At 42.2% G+C, this 22598-nt stretch carries 12 protein-coding genes; 8 read left to right on the forward strand and 4 right to left on the reverse strand.

Annotated features, from left to right (window positions below):
- Positions 1-19 precede the first annotated feature (19 nt).
- The 3 genes from R2Q78_RS17385 to R2Q78_RS17395 are packed head-to-tail and all read left to right on the forward strand — an operon-like array spanning position 20 to position 3317.
- Positions 20-1345 (forward strand): Gfo/Idh/MocA family oxidoreductase, encoded by a 1326-nt coding sequence (locus R2Q78_RS17385; RefSeq protein ID WP_316793820.1) that lies wholly within the window; start codon positions 20-22, stop codon positions 1343-1345.
- Positions 1346-1357: 12 nt separating this feature from the next.
- The gene (locus tag R2Q78_RS17390; RefSeq protein WP_316793821.1) at positions 1358-2368 is read left to right on the forward strand and encodes an FAD:protein FMN transferase; all 1011 of its coding nucleotides are present in this window, start codon (positions 1358-1360) and stop codon (positions 2366-2368) included.
- A gap of 16 nt (positions 2369-2384) precedes the next feature.
- Positions 2385-3317, forward strand: coding sequence for a hydroxypyruvate isomerase family protein (locus R2Q78_RS17395; RefSeq protein WP_316793822.1), 933 nt, complete (start codon positions 2385-2387; stop codon positions 3315-3317).
- Here the strand turns inward: R2Q78_RS17395 and R2Q78_RS17400 are convergent.
- Positions 3314-4387: a PA0069 family radical SAM protein gene (locus R2Q78_RS17400; protein ID WP_316793823.1), complete on the reverse strand. Its 1074-nt coding sequence runs from the start codon at positions 4385-4387 to the stop codon at positions 3314-3316. The genes R2Q78_RS17395 and R2Q78_RS17400 overlap by 4 nt on opposite strands.
- A gap of 166 nt (positions 4388-4553) precedes the next feature.
- Here R2Q78_RS17400 and R2Q78_RS17405 point away from each other — a divergent pair, with 166 nt between their 5' ends.
- From R2Q78_RS17405 to R2Q78_RS17425, 5 genes are all read left to right on the forward strand, one after another.
- The gene (locus R2Q78_RS17405; protein ID WP_316793824.1) at positions 4554-5372 is read left to right on the forward strand and encodes a helix-turn-helix domain-containing protein; all 819 of its coding nucleotides are present in this window, start codon (positions 4554-4556) and stop codon (positions 5370-5372) included.
- Between the two features lie 144 nt (positions 5373-5516).
- Entirely contained in the window at positions 5517-7313 is a 1797-nt protein-coding gene (locus R2Q78_RS17410; RefSeq protein ID WP_316793825.1) for a hypothetical protein, read from the forward strand.
- Between the two features lie 31 nt (positions 7314-7344).
- Positions 7345-9033, forward strand: coding sequence for a hypothetical protein (locus R2Q78_RS17415; protein WP_316793826.1), 1689 nt, complete (start codon positions 7345-7347; stop codon positions 9031-9033).
- An 18-nt stretch (positions 9034-9051) separates the two neighbouring features.
- Entirely contained in the window at positions 9052-15975 is a 6924-nt protein-coding gene (locus R2Q78_RS17420) for a hypothetical protein (protein WP_316793827.1), read from the forward strand.
- 23 nt (positions 15976-15998) lie between these two features.
- A complete protein-coding gene (locus R2Q78_RS17425; protein ID WP_316793828.1) occupies positions 15999-17996 on the forward strand; it encodes a hypothetical protein in 1998 nt (665 codons plus the stop codon).
- 65 nt (positions 17997-18061) lie between these two features.
- Here R2Q78_RS17425 and R2Q78_RS17430 read toward each other — a convergent pair whose 3' ends face one another.
- The 3 genes from R2Q78_RS17430 to R2Q78_RS17440 form a co-directional block, all read right to left on the reverse strand.
- Positions 18062-18874: an enoyl-ACP reductase gene (locus R2Q78_RS17430; RefSeq protein WP_136837878.1), complete on the reverse strand. Its 813-nt coding sequence runs from the start codon at positions 18872-18874 to the stop codon at positions 18062-18064.
- 107 nt (positions 18875-18981) lie between these two features.
- Positions 18982-20637: a DNA repair protein RecN gene (recN, locus tag R2Q78_RS17435; protein WP_316793829.1), complete on the reverse strand. Its 1656-nt coding sequence runs from the start codon at positions 20635-20637 to the stop codon at positions 18982-18984.
- 114 nt (positions 20638-20751) lie between these two features.
- Positions 20752-22596, reverse strand: a complete 1845-nt coding sequence (locus tag R2Q78_RS17440; RefSeq protein WP_316793830.1) for a M56 family metallopeptidase — start codon at positions 22594-22596, stop codon at positions 20752-20754.
- Positions 22597-22598: the final 2 nt, after the last annotated feature.

The raw sequence follows: 22598 nt of genomic DNA on the forward strand, positions 1-22598 counted from the left end.
TTTATAAACTTGAATTAAGATGAATAATGAAGAACTGCGTGATCATAAACGTCGCGACTTTTTAAAAACTTCAGCTCTGGTAGCCGGGGGTGTTATGTTGAATGGAGTAGCCTTTGCCGCTGGCGGACATTCTTCTGTTGACGATACCATTAAAATCGCATTGATTGGATGTGGTGGCCGTGGAGCCGGTGCGGCAACACAGGCACTAAGCACAAAACAAAACATCAAGCTTGTCGCGATGGCTGATGCATTTCAGGACAGATTGGATGAAACCTACAATTCACTGGCTGAGAAATTTAAAGATAAAGTTGATGTGCCTAAGGAACGCAGGTTCGTTGGTTTTGATGCCTATGCTAAGGCAATTGCTTTAGCCGACGTCGTTTTATTGGCAACTCCTCCGGGATTCAGACCAAGCCATTTTGAGGAAGCAATCAATAAAGGAAAGCACGTATTTATGGAAAAACCTGTGGCAGTAGATTCGCCGGGTATCCGTAAAGTGTTGGCTACTGCTGAGCTTGCTAAAAAGAAAAAATTAAATGTTGTGGTTGGACTGCAACGCAGGTACCAAACCAATTACAGGGAAACGGTAAAACGCATTGAAGATGGTGCGATAGGTGACATCACTGGCGGACAGGTATACTGGAACAGTGGCGGTGTTTGGGTAAATAAACGCAAACCAGAACAAACTGAAATGGAATATCAAATGCGCAACTGGTACTATTTCAACTGGCTGTGTGGTGATCATATCGTAGAGCAGCATGTTCACAATATCGATATTGCCAACTGGGTGAAGAATGCATATCCGGTTTCTGTTCAGGGTACGGGTAGCCGTGCCTGGAGAACAGGTAAGGATTATGGCGAGATCTATGACAACCATGCAGTAGAATTAACTTACGCGGATGGTGCGGTGGTATATAGCCAGTGCCGTCACTTTGAAGGAATTTCAAACAGAGTAGATGAGACTTTCCAGGGTACTAAAGGAAGGGTTTTCCTTTCGGCAGGTAACCAGGGTAAACTTTGGGACCACAAAGGGAACCAGATCTACAACTACTCGTCTAAAAACAACCCTAACCCATACCAAACGGAGCATGATGAACTTTTTGCTGCGATTGCCAAGGGAGAATATAAATTCTGGGACGCTGAGCGAGGCGCGAAAAGCTGTCTGACTGCGATCATTGGTCGCTACGCAACTTATTCAGGCCGTACTATTAAATGGGATGAGGCTTTAAATGCTGACAACAGCTTATTTCCTGACCGTCTGGCCTGGGATGCTAATCCTAAACTGATGCCAGATGCAAACGGACTATATCCGATACCAACACCTGGACAAACTAAAGTGATCTAGGTAAACCTAATCATGTTTTCTGTAAACAAATCCATTATATTAAGTATATCGCTGCTGATCTCCTTCTTTTTCCGGAAGGATGATCAGCGGCAATTTACCATACAGGGATATGCACAGGGAACAGATTATACCATAAAGTACTTCGCGCGGGACAGCGTGGTTACAAAAGGAGCTGTAGACAGCATTCTCGCTGTAATTGATTCCTCTATGTCTCTCTACAAGCCCTATTCTTTAATCTGCCAATTCAATGCTTCAAAGCAGGGCCTGAAGCTGGATGCTCATTTTAAAGCCGTGATGGAACGGTCGTTCGAGATCAATAAAGCTACTTCCGGAAAATTTGATGTAACCGTGGCACCTTTGGTACAAGCCTGGGGTTTTGGTGCAAAGCCGATTCAAGCCTTTCCAGATAGCAGTGTTGTCAGGGACTTATTGAAATCTACAGGTATGAAACATCTCCGTTTAAGTGGGAATTACCTCGCTAAGAACAGCCAGACTGTTCAGGTAGATTTAAATGGAATTGCCCAGGGATACAGCGTAGATATCGTAGCAGATCATCTTTTGAAGAAGGGAATAAAAGCATTTGTGGTGGAGATCGGGGGAGAACTGCGGATGAAAGGCCCTAAGCCCGATGGCTCTGCCCTGAGGATTGGGATAGAAGGACCAGCTCCGGTGGCTGGTGCCGAACCCGTAGTGAGACATGTAGTTAGTATCAATAATGGTGCGATTACTACTTCAGGCAACTATAGAAAGTTTTTGCAGAAGGGCTCTAAGAAAGTAACACATCTCATAGATCCTAAAACAGGTTACCCTTTGAATAACGACATGATCAGTGTAACTGTTTACGCTAAAGATGCCATTACTGCTGATGGTTACGATAATGCCTTAATGGCAATGAATGTAAAAGAAGCACTGGCTTTTGTGGGGCGGAAAAAAGATATGGAGGTCTATATCATTTACCATCGCAAGGATGGAAGCGTGGCTGATACCTTAAGCAAGGGCTTTAGAAAGCTGATCACCGATTAAACCTAAATGAACCAAAATGAACAGAACTGAATTTTTAAAAAATAGCTTATTTGGAGCCGGTGCTCTTGTTGCCGGATCTTCTATAAATGCCCTGGCTGCGGACCAGTCAAGTGCTTCCGCACAAGCTGCGGGTAAAACTTTTAACCTGGATTATGCCCCTCACGAGGGTATGTTTAAGAATGCGGGAGGTGCAACTTTCCTGGATCAGATCCAGTATATGTACGACCAGGGATTTCGCTCGATTGAAGACAATGGGTTTTTGGGACGGTCAGTAGAAGATCAGACCAAAATAGGGAACCTGCTTGCTAAACTAGGCATGAGAATGGGCGTATTTGTTGTAGATGGGGGCGACAACTGGAAAACCTCTCTGACAACCGGAAAGAAAGAATTTAAGGATAAGTTTGTTGAGACCTGTAAGCGCTCAGTAGAGGCTGCAAAAAGATGTAATGCAAAGTGGCTGACAGTAGTGCCTGGGTTTTATGAACGTAAATTACCTTATGGTAACCAGTTTGCCAATGTAATAGATGCCATGAGGGCTGGTGCCGAGATCTTTGAGCCACATGGCCTGGTGATGGTACTGGAAACGTTGAGCGATACACCTGAATTGTTTCTGCAACAGACGCATGAGACTTATGCGGTGTGTAAGGCGGTGAACAGCCCTTCCTGCAAAATATTATATGATATTTATCATATGCAAAAGACAGAAGGACAGCTTATCGTAAATATGGACAGGTGTTGGGAGGAGATTGCCTATATCCAGATTGGTGATAATCCGGGCAGAAAGGAGCCTACTACCGGGGAGATCAACTATAAGAACCTGTTTAAACATATTTATGACAAGGGATATAAAGGTGTGATGGGTATGGAGCACGGCAATTCCAAGCAAGGTAAAGAAGGCGAGCTGAGGGTGATCCAGGCTTACCGGGAATGCGATAATTTTCTTGCTTAAAATAAACTGAGCTGGGGTTTAGGTACTTTAAAGAGACTTGAATCCAGCTCTGTTCTTTTTTCATTTAGATGGTTCAGGCGGCAATGTAGTTTGAAGCTGTCCCTGATCAGCTGTGCGATATTACCCTCGCCCCTCATGCGGTCTCCAAACCTGCTGTCGTTTACATTACCACCATGGCAGGACTGGATCATATGCCATACCTTTTCGAACCTGTCAGGATAGTTTTTGCGAAGCCAGTCTTCAAATATTCCCCCAATAGCCCCGTTGAGTCTTACTATGGTATATCCGGCGGATATGGCTCCACAATTGGCGATTGTTTTTAAGATTAGAGGTATTTCATGATCGCTGAGACCGGGCACGAGTGGAGCTACCATTACCCCCATAGGAATGCCGGCTTTGCTCAGCTCTTCTACGATCTTCAGGCGCTGTTTAGCAGTTGTGGTTCTGGGTTCCATTTTCTGGCGTAGCTGTTCATTCAGACTATTGATAGAAACGTATACCATGCACAAATTTAGTTTGGCCATTTCCTGTAGGAGGTCGGTATCGCGAAGGATGAGCGCATTTTTTGTGATCATACCTATAGGTTGTTTATACTCCAGTGCAATTTCGAGCAGCTGCCTGGTGATCCTGAATTTCCTTTCTGCGGGTTGATAACAATCAGTGTTTCCCGAAAGGGATATGACAGAGGCATCCCAGCTCTTGCGTTCCAGAAATTTCTTAAACAATGCAGGCGCGTCTGTTTTTACAATGATCTTGCGCTCAAAATCCAAGCCTGCACTGAAGCCCCAATATTCATGAGCATTTCTTGCATAGCAATAGGTACAGCCGTGTTCGCAACCCTGATAAGGATTGAGGGAGTAAGCCATACCAACATCGGGACTGTCGACTTTATTGACTATCGTTTTGGACTTTCCGAATATGAAGGAGGTCTTTTGATCTTCTTCTTCCCAGTCGTCTATGCCTTCATCATGATCCTTCGCGTATTCATTTTTTGCGAAGCGGTTATGGGGATTAAACTGGGCACCTCTTCCCTTAAAGTAATTGTCTGGGGTCTCATTATCTAATATCATTAGTTAAAAATACTAATAATATTAGTATTTTAGGATTATTATTTTAAAAAATGAAGCTTTCTTTACATGGTGTACAATATCCTGCAATCATTGAATGAAAAGAATAATTTTTATGTTGTTCTTTTTATGTATTTTCATGTTGTCTAAGTACTCAATGCTATTGTGAATGACTAAAGGTAATGCCTCTTTCCATGTATTTGCTCCACACCAGGCATTGCAGGACTATGTACAGAATTACAGTTACTTTTGCCTTGGCGCAGGTGAAACGCAAATGCCCGCTTTGGATATGTACCCTGTAGAGTACACGCAGCTTTCGTTTGTTTTGGATGAATACCATCAATTCCGAGAATCAGGAACGGAATTAGTTGATAGTTATAAGCTTTGTTTTGTTGGGCTACTTGATCAGGGCAGATGTTTTGACCTTTTTCCTAAAAAAGCAGTTCAGATATTGTTTAAGCCTTATGGTGCTTTTAAACTTTTTGGGATTCCACAAAGGTATTTTTGCAACCAGGGAACGGATGTGCACCTTTTGTTTCCCGAAACAGCCAGCTTAACGGAGCAGCTCCGGGAGGTTGCAAATTCGCCTGCGGAGGCCATTTCTTTATTAGAGGCCTGGCTGTTGAGACGCTTAACCTTGACTGCAAAAACCGATGTCAGTGGTGTTGCTTTTGCCTGTGCGCAAATTCAAAAAGACCGGGGATTGGTTCGGATTGAGGAGCTTTGCAGAAAAGTAGGCATGTCGACCACTACCATGGGAGAGCAATTTCGGGAAAAAGTAGGTTTTTCTCCCAAAGCGTTCAGCCGGATTGTTCGTTTCAATAACATTAATAATTTCCTCAGCCAGAATCATGCTGTCAATTGGCAGGAATTGGTTTATAAATTCGGTTTCTTTGATCAGAATCATTTCATCAAAGAATTCAAGCGCTTTTACGGCTGTACGCCCTCTGAGTGGCACTCCCGCCAGAATCAGCACCATCAATTTTAAAATCCGTCGATTTTTACTATGCATGAGTAGTGCAGTCCACTACCTTCATTCCGAAGTTTTTATCCGTTAATGGATCAGATGAATGCGTTCGTTGGTCATCGTTAAAGTATGAGAACTTCATGTTGAAAATCAAATCATCTATCTATGAAAAAACATTACTTAATGATCATGCTATTGACCCTTGGTATTCTGTTCAGCTCATGCTCGGAACAAGGATTAATCGGCCCAGAGGGGCCTGCCGGACCTCAGGGAGCAACGGGTGCTGCGGGACCAGTGGGCGCTGCCGGTAAAGACGGTAGCATCATGTATAGCGGAACAGGAAGTCCGGCTGTTGCTACCGGAAATGCCGGTGATTATTATCTGGATCGTACCACAGGTAATCTTTACGGCCCAAAAATCGCATCAGGCTGGGGTACGCCCATTACCCTGATGGGAGCAAATGGCGCGAGCGGAACAAACGGAACAAACGGAACGAATGGTGCCAATGGAACTAATGGTACCAACGGTACTAACGGAACCAATGGCAGCACTACCTTAAGTGGATCTGGTGCGCCGGCGGCGGGTTTAGGCATAAATGGCGACTATTATCTGGATAAAACAAACTACCTGCTTTATGGTCCGAAGACGGCTTCAGGCTGGGGGATCGCTATTTTGCTGCGGGGAGCCGATGGTGCGCAAGGACCTACAGGGGCGGCGGGAAAAGATGGTAGCATCATTTACAGTGGGACGGGTATTCCTGTTTCTACGATAGGCATTAACGGGGATTATTATCTTGATAAAAATACAGGCAATCTATACGGACCAAAAACAGCGACGGGATGGGGAACTCCTGTAGTGCTGAGAGGAACAAATGGGACTAATGGTACTAACGGCACCAATGGCGCAAATGGAACCAACGGTACTAATGGCACGAATGGAAGTACTATAGTGAATGGACTTGGTGCTCCTGACCCAGGTACAGGAGTGGTGGGTGACTACTATTTAGACAGAACCAGTTATTTGCTATACGGCCCCAAGTCTGTAGATGGATGGGGTTCTCCGATGATGTTGCGCGGTGCTGATGGTGCTCAGGGGCCTGTTGGTCCCGCAGGTGCAGATGGAACTGTGATTTACAGTGGTGATTATAATCCCGACCCTAACCTGGGTAAGGTAGGCGATTTCTATTTCGGACGTATGGTGGTGATGATGTTTGGACCTAAAACAGCGTCGGGCTGGGGATCGGGGGTCTCTTTGAGAGGAGCGGATGGAACAAACGGAACTAACGGTAGCAATGGAACTAATGGAACCAATGGAAAATCTATTTTAAATGGAGGAGGCTTGCCCCAAAATACCTTTGGAAACGATGGAGATTTCTATATTGATCTTTCCACTTATATCATGTATGGCCCTAAAGCCGGCGGTGTTTGGAACCTGCTTACCGGAACCTCCCTGAAAGGTCAGAATGGAGCTGATGGCAATTCAAATGTAATTGCTTTAGAGACTGCAGATGACAATACATTTACCTGGGTAGGGCAACCGATAACGACAGATTATTACCTGAGGAAAACAGGGGTAGGTGTAAATGATACCACCACTACCTTTACCATACCGGCCGCAAATTTAAATGCAGTGAAACAGGGGATAGTGCTGGTGTATATGCGTAGAAGTCTGGGTAGCGGCAGCTATAACTGGCAGCAACTGAATTACACAGATATCCCTACAGGATTTAGCATTGTGTACAGGTACAATCTGAGGATTAATCCCACAAATGCGACGGTAAGGATTTATCATAACAATCCCGGTACAGCTTACATGCCGTTTTTGGTTGATAAGGTCAGGATCGTAATTGTCCCGCAAAGCTCTGTCGGGGTACTCAGTGTATCAGGACCCAACCGCGAGCCTATGCTTAGATCCTTGCAAAAGCTTAATGTTCAGGATGAGGATTTTATAACGATAAAGTAATCCTTTATTTCATTTATTAAACCTGAAATTCATGAAACTTACATCACTTTTGTTTTATGTTTCCTCATTTCTCGCGGGCATAAGCTGTTTTGATGCGGCTGCTCAGGATCTGGATAACATGGGTAAACAAAAACCATTTGCCATTAATGGCTCACTGGGTATCGGTCTGGGCACCTACAATGCCAATGGGATTCCGGACAGACAGCGGGCATTTTCCTATATTTTTAACGGAGCGCCAACATTGTCTCTTTATGGTGTGTCCTTTCCATTTTCCGTGGTGGTGAGTGATCAGCAAAGGAGCTATACACAACCCTTTAATCAATATGGAATTAGTCCCACGTACAAGTGGGCCACCTTCCATGCTGGTTGGAGAAGCATAGAGTTTTCACCTTTTACACTGGCAGGTCATACATTTTTGGGTGGGGGTGTCGAATTGAATCCCGGCAAGCTGAGATTCGGATTTATTTATGGAAGATTCAATAAGGCAATAGAAGAAGGACCAATTCAATCTTCTGGCTTTGGACAACTGCCGGCTTACAAAAGAACCGGATACAGCGCAAAATTGGGCCTGGGTACAGAAAGAAACCATGTGGATCTGATATTCCTGAACGCTAAGGACGATGTAAATTCACTTAAAAATCCTACACCGGTCGCGGGACTTAAGCCTGCTGAAAACCTGGTTTTGGGTTTGTCTACCAAGTTTACTTTCTTTAAGCACTTTCTTTTTGACCTGGATGTATCTGGCAGCATTTATACCAATAATAAGCTATCGGATACCATAGATAACATCCAGCTGGAGAAAGTTGCCATCATTAGAAAGTTGGTCACGTTGAATACCTCTACCCAGTTTCTTACTGCCGGGCAAACCAGTCTGGGTTACCAGGGAGTTACTTACAATGTATTATTCAGGTACAGAAGGGTAGACCCTGATTATAAATCTATGGGCGCTTATTACTTTGAAACAGATGTTCAGAACTATACCGCAGAAGGTGGGGTGAGGCTGTTGAAAGGACAAATGCAGGTCAATGCCACATTGGGACTGCAAAACGACAATATTCTGAAAGACAAATCCTATCGGTCTAACCGCAAGATAGGTTCCTTAAACCTTTCCTATAACAAGAGCAATTACGGTGTTGATCTGAGGTATTCCAATTATGGAATCACCCAGGACAGGGGTTTAAATCCGATCATCGATACTTTTAGGGTGGCCAGGACGAATCATAATATCAATGCAATGCTTCGGTACAACATCCCCGGGCAGGTCATCTCGCACGGGATCATCCTGGTAGGTAACATTCAGTCTGTGGTAGACCTGAACCGGTTTACAGCTGCGCAGAATAAATCTAACAGCAAAACTGCCAACCTATCCTATCAGCTGACCTTTGCACCCCAGGCTTTTGGGGTAAATACAAACTTCAATTATACAGTGGCCGATATTTCATTTGGCAGGACGGTTTTCTATGGGCCTTCGGTAGGGTTGGATAAGCAGTTTGAAAAAGGTAAATATGGTTTGAATGCTTCATTGAGTTACCAGCAGCAGCAAAATAACAATAAGAATGCAGGGAATATATTTAATAGTAATCTGAACGGCTCTTACCGGATTTCTAAAAGAGATGCGGCCAATGTTTCGCTGATGTATCTAAAGAGCAATTCAAAGGACATCACTCTACCTTCCTTCAATGAGCTTAGGAGTAGTCTGAGCTTAACACATTCCTTTTAACCTATAAAAACAAACCAAATGAATAAGCTATTAAGGATTCTGGGAATAAGAGCAGCAACCATATTGTTAATTGTTGTGGGTATTCTAATGGAAACCAGTGTTTTTGGTCAAACTGTGAACAGTATCAATATCACTGTAAATATAGTACCTCCATATTCTCCATATTACTCAGATTATTCCGGCGCAAATGCCGGCAAAGTATTATTGATTGTTCAAAACCAGAGTGCGGTACAAAGAACGATCAAACTAACCGGGCAGCTTCAGGGAGATAATGGGATCAAGATCACTACAAAATCCAATTATGTGCCCTTAAAGCCTATTATTTTAAGTCCAAATGAAACAAAACAACTGAGTGGACTGGCATTGAAAGATATTTTCGATCTCAATACATTGAATGTTTACGGAGTAGATAAGGTGAAAATTGTACAGACTTCGCGCTTGCCTGAAGGTAATTATACCTTTTGTATTCAGGCTGTAGATTACAATACGAACCAGTTACTTTCATCTAATGCGCCATTGGGTTGTACATCGTTGAGTATTACTTATCCGGAAGCACCAGTGCTGATTGGTCCGCGGATCAATGAGGAGGTAAGGGAGACCAATCCGCAAAGTATGGTGTTCAACTGGATGAATACTGGTGTGGTACCTATGGGCACGCAATATGTATTACAACTGGCCGAAATGCCGGATGTGCCGTCTGATCCCAACCAGATTTTAAATTCTGCATCTTTCCCATTGATCAATAAGAATGTAAACGGATTCGCATACGTGCTTTCGCCCTCAGATCCGCCATTGAAATTTGGTAAGCTATATGCCTGGCGTATAAAAGCGGTAGACCCTACAGGCAAGACGGTCTTTAAAAACGATGGAGTAAGCCGGGCATCTCAGTTTAGGTATGGCAGTGGTAAGGTATCGCCAATTTTCGCATTAATCAAACCGAAGGCAAACGATGGGGTGGTGACATTGGATACACTCAGCTTTAACTGGAAGATCCTGAATAAGGCGCAGGTTTCGGGCAACAGAAAATATGAATTGCGGGTTAACCGGGTTAAAACCAAAGAGGAAAAAGATGCGGAGGCTAAGGCTGCAGCAATTTCCAGGAAAAGTAGAACAAGGTTGGCGCCGGTAGTGATAGACAATAGTGTTGTTGTGGTAACTACAAATGAAACGGTAAATTATAAAACAACACCAGAGCTGGTAGCCTATATTAAACCTGGCGAGAATTACGAATGGTATGTAAGGGATCAGGAAACCGGAGCTCAGTCTGAGATACGCAACCTCACGATCATTAAAGACAACGATACAAAGAACTTTATCCTGGCGATCAATGGAAAGATCAGGTATAATTATCACTCCAATTATATATCGGCCCAGTCCAAAGTACTTGCGGCTGGAGGAAAAGAACCAATATTGACCGAAGCAGAAAAAGGTTTTGATCTTTCAAACAAAAGCTTGCAGATCATTAAGGTCCGCCTGCTTGCGAAGATGATTACTGACAAGGATTCTCTGGAGGTTGTGGAGAATGGCAAAAAGGTTAAGCATTATAATATTAAAACCGTACCACAGGTGATCAATAATCTGTCTGCTTATCCTGGAGCTTTTAATGTCAACAATGCGGTAGTAGTGGGGTTCGCAACAACGGATTCGCTCGGCAATTTCACTGCGAATGTGCCCATCAATGTCAGCCAGTATAAAGTGATAGATTCGGCGGCCTATGTGATGGGAACTGGAAATAACAAACAGACCTATGCTATTGTTGAGGGACTTGTGGTGAAGATCAACGACGATCATTTTACTGATCCCAACTGGTTTATAGTGCCCAATCAGACGATGCAAAAAGTGGTGGTTAAAGAAGAGACGGTAAAAATCAGTAGTTATAAATTGAATGTGAGGTTTACAGATAAATACCAGCGTAATTATAAAGGTAAGCTGTACCTGTTGAAACCCAAGGAAAAACTGGTGATCGGCGAAGTTGACAATCTGCTGGGACAGGTAAAGAAGACTACCTTCGTTAATCCTGCAATGTACAATGCCGTAATGAATGCAAACAGGAACATGGTAGGTTCCAGGGGTGTAGATCTGGTAGGAGGAAGTGCTAAGGAATTTGTGTTTGATAACCTGGTCAATGAGAATGGATCGGCAGAGAATTATGTGGTGTATTTTGAACCTGATGATTCACAGAATTCCCTTTATTTCGATTTACAGCGGGTGGGATTGAACCTGCCGGCAAAGATTGGTTACACCAGGACAATATTTAACAATCAAAATCTTCAGACCAGTGTAGACCTGGGGCCTAAGTTTTTGACGATGCGCATCTCGGGAAGGTATGTTTATGAATGGAAAGACAAAGGAAAAGCAGCAATAAGTCAGCGATTACCTTTACCTGAAGGTACAGAACTGGTGTTGATGAAAGGCTATATCTCACAGAAGGACCTGTTGAAGGACGGAAGTGTTTTGAATGAAGAACAATTCGTAGAACATGCTATTGTGGGTAAGAATGGTGCGTTTACTTTTAATATCGGTGTGAAGGATTACAACAACTTCAATAACGATTCCAAGCAAATGGTGATCATCGTTCGCAGTCCGTATTTTAATTCAGAGCCAAAGAGTATCTCTTATAATCAGCAAGAAGATGTACAGGTTGATGAGTTACTGGCCACAGTAAAACAATTTAAGCTGAGGACGCGGGTAGGCTATATTCAGGATAACAAAATAGTTGGGGTAAAAGATTTGAACGTGTATTTGTGTCGCAAAAAAGGAGCAGTATTGACCCCTGATTTTCCAACCAGTGATGGCGATCCACAGCGCAAATCTTATTTTAAGACAGTATGGGAAAATCCAAAGACGAAAGAGCAGTATGAAATTCTTGATCAGGCAGCGACTACGGCTGATGGATACGTGTCTTTTACCAGAATGATTATGCCTAATTTGAAAGGCAAGGACAATGAATACTTTATATGTGCAGAGCCAACCAGTGCCAGCCAGTACAATTACATTACCGAGAATCCTTTTCCATTGAGTGGCAACACCAGGTTCTTTAATCTGTTACAGATCTCAAATTCCGAGAGAAACTATTTCTCCGATAACCAGATCACACCAAATATAGAATATGTTTTGCCAGCTGCATTTGTAAGAGTGGTTCCCCAAAGACCGATCATTGATGGGGCTGTATATCCATACAGCAATACTTCTACTTCAGTATTGTCGGGGGTAAATATCAAGCTTTATGACATGACAGGGGTCAATTACTCGGGCACTGGATTTTTCTCTATGCTTACTTATACCTCGAGTATAAAGAGCAGGGTTCCTGAAGACAGTACCATAAATGGAAGTAACGGACGCTTTTTGTTTGATACTTTCAAATATGGCGTTACATCCGGCTGGAAATTGCTAAAACTTTCTAAGAAAGGTTTTATTAGCACTTATTTTCCTGTCAACACAGGCATTCCTTTGAAAAGCGGCGACAGGGCCAATCTCGCTAAGCTGTTTCTGGAACTGCCAAACGAGTTTGATGCCACTATTGAAAATGATATTGGAGAGCCTGTAGCGGCCAGGGTTATTGTTGGTGATGATTTCAGCTGGTCTGATAGTGAACGAATAGGAGCCAGGGTGACCCTGAACGGTCTGGTAGGAGGATATGAATCTGTTCGCCTAAAAACGCCTAATGGAGAGGTGAAACTGACCATTATTCCTAAGGATAAATCCGTTTATAAAACTACGGTTGTTACATTGAAAGACATCAGCAAATCCACTACCTCCGGAGGAAAACTTAAGGTGATGCGAAATATGCACAGTGTGGTAGTAACCTGTATAGACCATACCGGTAAGAAAATAGCTGCTAATGTGTACCTAACCAATAAGTACATTTCAGCAACACAAAGACCGATGGACCTCGGCTTCTTTGGCGGTAAGTTTACCCTGCTGGAATTTGCTGCGGCAGGAACGGAGTTTGATTTGCAGGTAATTCCTGTTGATAATTACACCATTGCCAAAACTCAGGTTCATTCTGATATGAGTGGAACGGTATCGGTTACAGTAAGGGTAAATCCGGCAGGAAGGGTGAAAGCATCTGCTTCTACGATTGCTGCTAATGGAAGTAAAAAAACTGCAGGTATATTTAATGTTGCCGTATCGAATTATAATGATGACGAGTATATTGTAGATAAGAGCGGTACTGGTGGGTATATGATCAGCAGGTTACCGCTCAATGATGGAGGTGCCGGAGGGCTGATTACTGTTTTTTCAGGAGGTCTGACCGGATATTTGGGCGATACGCAATGGACACAGGTGGTAGATCAGTCCACCGCTTATGTGAATTTTAACTTTAAAAATCTTCCGTCGGGTATCCAGGAAAACCTGTACAATTTTCCGGTGTTGATCAGCTCCTACGAACCTGCGGGCAATGGAAATTATAACATTACCGGGCGACTGAATCCCAAGGGAAATGCCGATAAGAGTAATCTGACACCGGCCAATCAGAGTGACTGGCTTACTTTCTATAATGTACTGATCAAGCCAGGGCAGAATGGTGGCCCTCAAACTATTTTATCAAAAGTGTATTTCAGGGAGAACGAGCTGAAAGCTGTTTTGCACCAAAACTATAATGTCAGTATTATAGACAACAGCGGGTTGAGTCTGGACGCAGAGAATGGAGGAGCGAGCCTTAAGGGGTTTGTTCAGCTGGATCCTGCGAGTTTGGCACAGGGCCTGAAAACATCAGTTTCTAATAGTCAGGGTGATGACAATTGCCTGTACCTGAATAAAGAAGAGACCAGCTATGCTTCCAATTATTCTTATGGTAATAATCCTATAACAGATTATCTGCGTACTTTTTCTACTTCGGCTTCTGATATCCTGACCAAGCCATTGATGGTATCTAACCGTCAGCGCAGGCAGTTGGATTTTAGAGTAGCAGATGATTTACAGATCGTTCCGCAGGAAAAGATATTGTTTACTGATAAGGGCATGAAGTTCAAAGGGATTGTCAATACCAAGCTTGATAACATTAGTGCCAGTAAAAATAACATCAAAGCTGCGGCGACTTTTGTTATTGATAATAACGGTTATTCCTCAATTGATGAGCAACCAGTTAATCTGTTGCTTAATAACTGGCGATTGGAATTTGCCAAATGGAAACTAAATAAAACCGGTTTGAAAGCATCTGCGGGTGTATTAAATGCCCAGGGCCTAACGATACCATTTGAAAACCTCACCATTAGTTATAATAAAGTTGGATTTGGGAAGTTTGATGTAACCAAGCTTAAACTGCTGAATTCATTTGACGTGACTTTGAATAATAGCCAGACCATGACCAGCTTTGGTTTCGATAAAGGATATTCCAAAACTAAAGGAGCATGGTCAGTCTCCATCCTGGCAAATTCTAATAACACGGCTTTGGCTTCATTGAAAGGCCTCCCGGACTTGGAGCCGACAGATGAGATTAAGATCAGTAATATTAATTTGTATGACACCGGCGATCCCAATGATACCCGCATTTTATTGGTTCAGGATCAGGCACCGGTAACCTTAAATAAGATTGCGAAATTTACGCCCGGAACGGTGTCTGGAGGAGTAGATTATGTGAGCTTTAAAGGAGCCCTTGATCTTGATGTGCCAAATCTTTCCGGTTTGAAAACGGAGTCGTATGAACTTGTATATAAAATGCTGGACGGCAAATTTAAGCACGATACAGCGGGAGTATTTAAGAATTTGAAGCTGGATGCTAATGGTATTGTGGTTACCTTCAGCGATCAGGGCCAACGTTTTTCTAACAACACCCTGGTGCTTAAAGGCACACTGAGGGATAAAGATAAACCAGATGCTTACAGCATCAATGTGGAATTGAATAAAACGAAAGACAATACCCGGCTATTTGTTCCCGTAGCGCCAGGCACAAATCAAATAGTTTACCTGAACAGTAAGAGCAAGGATAGTTATCTAAATAAAGTTACAGGAGAAATGGTGGTCACAGGGCAGACCTGGAACAACTTTGCGTTTGAAGGAGATCTGGTCACGCCAAAAGGAATAAGTGAAAAAGACAGTCATTTAAAGTTCATCGTCAAGGGAGATCTTGTGGCAGACCAGTCGAAGATCGGTGTACAAAACATGGGAGCAGGTGGGGTATCAGGATTGAACCTGACTTACGACTTTAAAGAAAGTGCACTGGTGGGCTCCTGTCACCTGAGCCAGTCGACCGACTTTGCTGATCTGGAGACAGACATCGAAATGTATATCGGCGGTAGCAAATGGTACATTTTTACCAATGGGATTGCAAGGAATATTACCGGTGCTCCTATCAAAGAAGCAGGTATTGGCATGATGGTGGGGAATGCGCAGCTGACCGCTGAACAAAAAGCCTCACTCAAGACCCACTTCAAGAACGATGTACCTGCCAGTTTTGAGCAGATCATCAATGAGGTAAGCGGCGTACTCTTAATTACTTCCATTGATGTGCCGATTCCAATACTTCCTACATTCGACATAGACCTCGATCCTGTAGCACATTGCGAACTGAAGCATGGAATCTATGGGAACTTCTTCTTTGAATCTGTTTTTAGTACAAAACCTGAAGAGTTGTCGCTAACGATAGGAGGGCGACTTGGAGGTTATGTGAAAGTAGGTGCAGGGGCAAGTATAGGTTTGGCCTGTGCGAGTGTTTCTTTACATGCAGACATTCATGCTGATGTAAATGGCACCCTTACACCATTGGCAAAGTCGGGGCCCAAAATACAATTGGGACTCGCACTTACTTTCACACTGGAAGGCGAAGCTTATGTAGGTGCGGGGATTTGCAACAGCCGTTGTGAGACCCCTTGCGTAGACTTATTTATCGGAACAATATGCAGCCCGATCCCGTGTGTTAAAGTGGGTATCAAAGAAGGGATAACGGTAGGAGTAGAAGCAGAAATGACAGAAAAGTCAATTAGTTTAAAATCTAAATAGAAGTATTTTAATAGAATATAGCGATGAGAAGCATTATTATTACTTTATTAATCCTTGTAGTAGCCATGAATGGCTTTGCTCAGAAAGATGCTAGCGTAGCATTTAGCGGGTATAAAGGAAACTATATCTATAATCTTTTTAAACCAGCGTCTCCGGAGCATCCGGACGGTGATGTAGTAGGATTCAGGTTGGACCGAAAAGCTGTAACGGAACGCAACTGGCAAACCTTGCAGAAATTCAATACGCCTCAGAGTTATGCAGAATTGTCGAATAATGTCTCGAGGGCGATTCCAAAGGTTTATGAATACAATCCCGCAACCGCGTATAGTGTGGAAAGCATCTGGCCAATATTTAAAAAGAATTTCAGTTATGATTCATTGTCAGTTTACCTGACTCAGCAACACATGGCGGCGGCATTTAATATTTTACTGATCGATAGCGGGATCAATAGAAATGTGGCTTACCAGTACAGGGTTATTCAAATTAAAAGAGACAATACAGAAGGTTTAAAGTATACTACCGTAGCTGTGAACGGAAGTGAGGTAGTAAATGCTGCCAAGCCAAGAATAAAAAGCCGGTTGACACGTGGTGGTAATTTCAACATTACTTTTAAGGCGAAGGCAACGCAGCCCATCACAGAAGCATTGCTGGTGAGAAGACGGGAAGGCATGAAGTCGGAATTTAAAAGGATTGAAACATTTTATACGATTGAACAAACTGCTGATAGTGTATATTATACTGTGGTGGATGAAAATGTAAACAGCGAACAGGTATATCAATATACGATCACTCCAGTGACCAGATTTGGAGGAGGAGGTAGAGTAATTTCTGACACAGTGTCCGCAACCCTGATCAATAAGGATTTACTGCTCCCCCTCCAGTTTACTGCTACGGCAGATTCTGTGGCAGATCAGATCAACCTGAACTGGAAATTTCTGAGGCCGGAGCTGATTAGTGTGGTTAATGTTTTCAGATCAGCAGAATATGAAGATGGTTACGAGAATATCGGTTCCTCATCTGATGGATCTTTTATAGACAGGAGGTCTGTTACAGGGAAAAAGTATTATTATTACCTGGTCATTAACGACAAGCTTGGGCAAAATTCACTGAGGAGTGCGAAGATTTATTCCCTGTTACATACTGCTAAGAAACCATCTGTACCTATTTACGTAGAGGTGCAAAAAACAAATTCAGGTAATGTGGTATCATGGCAGGACTTTGAGCAAAGTACCAGGGGCTGGTATATTTACAAAACCAATCAGCTTGAAGGCAAGCTTGTTCTTAGTTCTGAGTTTATTTTTAAAGAAGAGAAAAAGAAAGATTACTCATTTACGGATACTACAAAAAATGGGGAGATAACAGGCTATGCTGTAGTTTCTGAAAGCTTGAGTAATGTACGTGGTGATTTCTCGCCGACTGTGTATGTAAAACAAAAAGGCGGTATGAAACCGGTGATAGCTCCTACAATTGTAGATGCCACAAAAGCGGGGGATAAGTATCATGTTTTTTGGAGAGATGATGCGACTACGGTGGATTTGATTACAGGGTATAATGTTTACAGGAAAGTTGATGATAAAGGGTTTGTGAAGATCAACAAAGTAGCGCTTGAGAATTCAAAATCAAGTTATACAGATTCAGTGGAAAGTAAGGGGTTTAAAATTATATATAAGATCGCTGCGTTGGATCAATCGGGAAAAGAGAGTACAAGCGAGGAGTATGTAGCTGCATATGAATCACAGATTTATCCTCCATCTTCTTTAAAGGCATTTTTAACAGGAGATAAAAAGCTAATCAGGATCAATTGGCAGCCTTCGCAAAGTCAGGTGTCGAAATATGAGATTTATCGGTTTACGAGAGGAAAGGAGCCTGTTAAAATTGCAGAGAAAAATGGTGAAAATGTAAGTTTTAGTGACGCCACGTTTGAAAGAGATGCCACCAACTATTATTATGTGATAGCAAAAGGCCTTAACGGAAGTACGTCTGTCAGATCAAACCAGGCCTTTGCGGGTGTTGTTAATTGATAAGAAATTCATCAGTATGGTAAAAAGGGGATCTGAAAAGACCCCCTTTTTTTATAGCAGCTTTATTATTCTAATCCCATTTTCTGCATGACGATGTCGCTTACTCCTGTTGAGGAGTAACCTCCATCGTGAAAAAGGTTTTGCATGGTAACCATTCTGGTCAGGTCTGAGAATAAGGTGATGCAATAATCTGCACACGATTCTGCATCAGCATTACCAAGTGGAGCAATGGCGTCTGCATAATCATAAAAATCACCAAAACCTTTTATTCCAGTACCTGCAGTAGTTTTAGTGGGCGACTGGGAAACGGTATTGATCCTGACTTTCTTTTCCAGTCCATAGTGGTAACCAAAACTACGGGCGATGGATTCAAGCATTGCTTTGATATCTGCCATATCCGTATAGAATGGATAGGTTCTTTGCGCCGCCATATAAGTCAGGGCTACAACACTTCCGCCTTCACTAATTGCGTCCAGTTTTTTAGCTGCTGCCAGCATCTTGTGGAACGACATGGCCGATACATCTATGCCTTTCATAAAATAATCGTAGTTTGACTCTGTATAGGGTATCTTTTTACGGATATTGACACTCATGCCTATTGAATGCAAGACAAAATCTATCTTGCCGCCTAATATTTCCTGTGATTGGGTGAAAAGGTTTTCCAGTTCTTCCATGTTTGTTGCATCAGCAGGAACAATCTGAGAACCTGTTTTTTCTGCAAGGGCATTGATTTCTCCCATACGCATGGCGATAGGAGCGTTGGTCAACACAAATTCTGCACCTTCTTCATGGGCTTTTTCTGCCACTTTCCAGGCAATTGAATTCTGATCTAATGCACCGGTAATGATACCGCGTTTACCTTTTAGTAAATTATACATATTTGTTGTTTTTGTTGTGCTTTTTTAAATTTATCAAATTAAGATAGCTATAAAAGCAATGAGGAACAAAATATCTGATGTAAAGAAAACAAGATAAATAACTCAATTTAATTTAAACCAAGCAGTTCCTGAGCATTTTTGATTGCCGAAGCACCTGGGGTTTTTCCGCTAAGCATCTCAGCGATAACGGCTACACGTTCATCAGATTCTAGTTTTCTGATACCCGTGGTAGTACGGTTTGTTTGTTCATTTTTGTAAACAAAATAGTGGGAGTTACCCTTCGCTGCGATCTGTGGTAGGTGGGTAATGCAGATGACTTGCATGTTGTTTTCAAGGTCGCCAATTACCTCGCCTACACGTACTGCAGTTTCACCTGAAATACCCGTATCAATTTCATCGAAAATAAGGGTCGGCAATGAAGTATGTTTGGCCATAATGGATTTGATGGCCAGCATGAGTCTGGATAGCTCACCTCCCGAAGCAACCTTGCCTACAGGTGCGGGAGCCTGACCGCTATTCGCAGAAAATAACAGGGAGATCTGGTCTTTACCGTCCTTATTCAGGTCTGGTAATAGGGTTTGTTCGATTTTAATGCGGGCGTTTGGCATGCCTACCTGGACAAGTATTTCTCCAACTTGCTTTTCTGTGAGCAATATTGCTTTGCTGCGGTTTTTAGAAAGAAAATCTGCCTGTTCAGTCAGTCGACCTTTAATCTGGTTAATTTCCTTTAATAGTTTTTCTATCTCTTCATCGCTGTTTAATAAATCATTTAGGTTATTGGAGAGTTGATCCTGAATGACTAAAAGTTCTTCAATATTATTTACCCGGTGTTTTTGCTGTAAGCCATAAATTAAATCCAGACGCGCAGTAATTTCTTCTATTCTGGCAGGATTAAATACAATTCCTTCTTCCAGTGCAACTGTTTCCTGAGCAATATCTTTTAATTCGATAGAAACTGAACGGAGGCGGTCTGCCAATGTGGTATAGTCGGCATTAAATTTCTCTATCCCTTGTAATTGTAAAATCGCTTCTTTTAAAATTGGGAGTACAGCGGTTTCCTGTTCACTTAATAATTGATGACTGTTTACCAGACCACGCTTTATGTTTTCTGCATTGTTGAGCATTTGGAGTTCTGTTTCCAAAAGTTCCTGTTCGTCTGCTTTTAGCGCTGCGGAATCCAGTTCATTGAACAAGAACTGTTCATAATCCTGTTTACTGCGTGCTTCGGAGGCTGCATTTTCTAAAGCGCTGAGTATTTGTTGTTTCTTCTTAAAGCTTTTGTAAAGTTCGTGGTAATTGTTAAGAGTAGATTGGTGATCAGCTAAAGTATCAACTACTGATAACTGAAAGCCCGGGTCATTTACTTCAAGAGTAGCATGCTGGGAATGGATATCGATCAGTTTTTCTCCTACTTGCTTCATGATGGTGAGGGTAACCGGGGTGTCATTGATAAAAGCCCTTGATTTGCCATCAGTAGAGATCTCTCTTCTTAAAATACTTTCCTTATAAAAATCAATGTCATTTTCTTCAAAAAAGGCCTGTAGGGAATCATTCACCAGGAATAAACCTTCAATGATACATTTCTTATCCTGATTAAAAAAGTACCTGGTTTCTGCACGCTGGCCCAATATTAATGAAAGCGCTCCCAGCATGATGGATTTACCAGCACCGGTTTCGCCAGTGATGATGTTCAGACCCTTGTCGAGTTCCAGATCAACACTGTCTATCAAAGCGTAATTACGAATCGAAAGTTTTTGTAGCATATTACACTGCTAAATTAGGAAAACTTAAGCAATGGGTGTTAACAATCTTATAAACAAAAAGGCAGAAGATGATACTTCTGCCTAAACCAAATACTATTGTGGGGGTTCTTGATTTTATGGTTTCTCTTTTTTGTTTATTGGCACGCCATCAACTTTATATGTAAGTTCTAGTCTTTTAGATGTAGTCTTTATCCCTTTTTTGCGCTTGATTTTTTCAACTTCATTGTCAAACTTCTTTTTCGCTTTTTTGTATTCTTCAGTAGTTCTCAGTTCATTCATGCCCTCTTCTTCTTCCCTGAGTTTAGCTAGTAACACATGGTCTGAAATGTTGTCTGAGGTTATGGTTAGGATTCCGTGAGATTTAAGGGCGGCATCTCCTGCTTTATAAATTATAGTGTCACCTTGCTTAGCTGGATTTGTTTTGTACTGAAAAGAGTAAGTCATCGCTTTTTCGGCATCTTTCAAAGCTCGATTGTACGTTTTTACCATTTCTTGCGAGTTTAATAAAGACTTTGCCTTTGCATCTTTAACGGCTTTTTCTACTTTCGTTGTGATAGAATATATATATTTCTGACGTTCTTCAGGAGACATATTTCCTTGATGTTTAAGCATTAAGACAGAATCCAGTTTTATGGAACTCTTCATGCCAGGAAAATCAGCTAAGTTTTTGAATCCTAATGTGAAATTTGGATATGCAGTATTGTCCGAAAACGTATCCTTGATGACATCGATTCTTAAGCTATCCGGCATCTCCTTTATAGAATTGTATTCCTTCTGATTACCTTGTGCATCGATGGTCACAATTTTAAACTTTCTTTTATTCTTAGTCGTATCAGCTGGAGTTTTTTTATCCATAGCGGATTTAATCTCAACAAGCTTTACCAAAGGTTTTGGCTGTGTTGATTTAATTTCAAGAGTAGCCTTTCTAGGCAGCTGGCTTTTAGTTGAAGCTGCAGTTGTTTTTTCCGGACTGATCCATGCCAGTGAAATTACAGTGGCCACGGTCAGTGTGATCGCAAAGAATTGTTGCTTTGCATTCATGTAGTTGGTTTTCATATCTGTGATTCTTTTTATGCGTTGATACAAATGTTGGTTATTGCCCGTAGCTGCCATCGACAGGGTAGGTGTAGTTTTATCTTTAAGAATTTCTAATTTTAACAAAGCATGGGCATAGGTTAGGGGAGTGCCGGTAAACTTGAGAACGAGATCATCGCAGGCATGTTCCCTTTCTACGCCAATGAGTTTGCTGGTGAGCCATACGAACGGATTGAAGAACAATAAAGTTTCAATTCCTGTTTTGATCAGGTTGAGCAAGTAATCATTTCGGCGGATGTGTGAAAGTTCGTGAATCAATATCGCTTCAACTTGTTTGATGTCAAGCTGTGTGGCCAGGGCGATAGGAAATAATACTACAGGTTTCAGATAGCCGATCACGAGAGGAACATTTACTTTGTCTGATAAATAAAAGCTAATGTTACGTCTCAGGTTTAAACGGTCGATCATACTGCTGAACACAATCTGCCATTCATCAGGTACGGAAGTCCTTGCCGCTTGCTTTAGCCTCAATATCTTCTTATAGCCCACTGTGAGTATGAACAATTGTGAAAGCAAGCCTATCATATAAATGCCGGATAGGTAAGGGAATATGTGTTCAGTACTGTTTTTAATTTGTTGAGGGATAGTAAAAACTGATTCTGTGTAATTTCCCTCAACAAGGATCTGAGTGGCCATTGTCTGATTTTCTTCCGGCAATTTGAATACAGAAGAAAAGGTGATGCAAAATCCTACAAATATTAAGCTTAGCGTGCCGTATGCCAGGTTGTGCTTTATTCTTGCATTTAATTTTGGGAAAAGACTCAATAGCATCAGGAGTATTCCATAAATAATGGCCCCTTGCCATAATGAATGGAATATGCTCCATCCAATTGCTTTGATCAGGTTGTTTACAATTGCCTCCATAA

This window comes from Pedobacter frigoris (assembly GCF_032678645.1).
In the GTDB taxonomy this organism is placed as follows: domain Bacteria; phylum Bacteroidota; class Bacteroidia; order Sphingobacteriales; family Sphingobacteriaceae; genus Pedobacter; species Pedobacter frigoris_A.

Bases quoted from the DNA above. Each gene is read 5' to 3' on its own strand.
- R2Q78_RS17385 (WP_316793820.1), top strand. From the start codon at position 20: ATGAATAATGAAGAACTGCGTGATCATAAACGTCGCGACTTTTTAAAA.
- R2Q78_RS17390 (WP_316793821.1), top strand. From the start codon at position 1,358: ATGTTTTCTGTAAACAAATCCATTATATTAAGTATATCGCTGCTGATC.
- R2Q78_RS17395 (WP_316793822.1), top strand. From the start codon at position 2,385: ATGAACAGAACTGAATTTTTAAAAAATAGCTTATTTGGAGCCGGTGCT.
- R2Q78_RS17400 (WP_316793823.1), bottom strand. From the start codon at position 4,387: ATGATATTAGATAATGAGACCCCAGACAATTACTTTAAGGGAAGAGGT.
- R2Q78_RS17405 (WP_316793824.1), top strand. From the start codon at position 4,554: ATGACTAAAGGTAATGCCTCTTTCCATGTATTTGCTCCACACCAGGCA.
- R2Q78_RS17410 (WP_316793825.1), top strand. From the start codon at position 5,517: ATGAAAAAACATTACTTAATGATCATGCTATTGACCCTTGGTATTCTG.
- R2Q78_RS17415 (WP_316793826.1), top strand. From the start codon at position 7,345: ATGAAACTTACATCACTTTTGTTTTATGTTTCCTCATTTCTCGCGGGC.
- R2Q78_RS17420 (WP_316793827.1), top strand. From the start codon at position 9,052: ATGAATAAGCTATTAAGGATTCTGGGAATAAGAGCAGCAACCATATTG.
- R2Q78_RS17425 (WP_316793828.1), top strand. From the start codon at position 15,999: ATGAGAAGCATTATTATTACTTTATTAATCCTTGTAGTAGCCATGAAT.
- R2Q78_RS17430 (WP_136837878.1), bottom strand. From the start codon at position 18,874: ATGTATAATTTACTAAAAGGTAAACGCGGTATCATTACCGGTGCATTA.
- recN (WP_316793829.1), bottom strand. From the start codon at position 20,637: ATGCTACAAAAACTTTCGATTCGTAATTACGCTTTGATAGACAGTGTT.
- R2Q78_RS17440 (WP_316793830.1), bottom strand. From the start codon at position 22,596: ATGGAGGCAATTGTAAACAACCTGATCAAAGCAATTGGATGGAGCATA.